This is a genomic window from Rhizobium sp. BR 317 (genome assembly GCF_047445835.1).
Lineage (GTDB): Bacteria > Pseudomonadota > Alphaproteobacteria > Rhizobiales > Rhizobiaceae > Rhizobium > Rhizobium paranaense.
The window spans coordinates 1-1,271 of record NZ_JARWLB010000139.1 but is presented as its reverse complement, the minus strand read 5'-3'; the positions used below and the strand labels follow the sequence as shown (position 1 = coordinate 1,271).

Annotated in this window: 1 protein-coding gene; it reads right to left on the bottom strand. The window is 56.2% G+C overall.

From position 1 onward, the window contains the following. Positions 1–1,271: patatin-like phospholipase family protein (locus tag QD357_RS32345; RefSeq protein ID WP_414126087.1), on the bottom strand; the 1,271-nt coding region annotated here is incomplete at both ends.

The following is a 1,271-nucleotide window of genomic DNA, read 5'->3' as shown; positions in this document are numbered from 1 at the left end:
CTCTTCGATACGTAAAGTGTCTCATTCTGCCTCCAAGCGTCTCCGATCAATGAGCGTTCKAGAGGTAGACAAATCCTCTCGTCGKACAGGTCGGCATATCCGGAACTGAATTCAAGCCGGACGGTGCGATTCCGTGGCCCGATCGGGATTGCGATGGCGATGCGCGTTGTAAATTGCCGATCGGGGGACGCGGCTGCGGCAAATGCGGCTTCGATAAATTCGTGGCACTTCAATGAGACCGCGTCGCACGTATMGTTGATGCTTCGCGGCAATTCGATCATGCGGGCAATGAGACTTCCATCGCAGAAGGTCTCAGTCTTCTGAACAATCTCCACGGCGCGCGTTCGACMGATGTCGAAGTCGAGAAGGCCGAGATCGACGACCAGACGCTCCGAAGTTAGGCGATCGACACCGCGTTTGTTGAKAATTCCCGACCCGAAGATCATTGTTCTGATGGCGGATCCGATCGTCCATGCTAATTGGGGCGGCCTTTTCACGCCGCCGACACTGATCTCKATGGCCGCCGTTAGGGCATCGCKATCGGTAGAACGCTCGTCGTCGAATGTCCAGGCCGGGAGATTGGAAACGAGCCCTCCGTCCATAAACCAGTTTCCGTCGATCCGTCGTGGCTTGAAGACTCCTGGGATGGCGATTGATGCACAGACCGCATCCGAGACGGCCACGTCTGGGCTAGTTTCGGCGGAGAATACCGTCAGCTCTTGCCTAGTGATGTTTGMGGCCACGATCTTCAAGGGTAGACGGCCCGCCTCCGCGAGGTCCTTGAACGTCACAGGTCTGCCGCGGCGCGAGCCATGATGTTTGACCGACAGCAACTGGTCGAGGCCGGTCTTGACGTTATCGAGAGATACGACGCCTCTCATAAAAAAGATTGCTGCTCCCGTCGCTATTAACAGTGTTGCGAGGAGAAGAGCCAGTGCCGGTTGCGKAAACAGCCAGAGACCGATGACGGCGATCGCGAGGACGGTKAAGCCAACCACCTTCAGCATCCAAATTCGAGCGAGCAGAAACCGGATTAATCTCAGCCTGAACCACGCATCATCGCCAAAAAGCTTGGCAGGCGTTTTCGCKGGCTGCTTAATCTGACCTGCATCAAGATTGTCAGKATCCAGGTCAAGTCGATCGAGAATATTCGCACCCGTCTTATCGGAAAAAATCTCCTCGGCGTCGTAGCCGGCGCAGGCGAGCGCCGCAAGAATCGCGCCGGCAGACGTGCCCGCTAGTCCCGAAATCTCGATACTGTGCTTAGACAA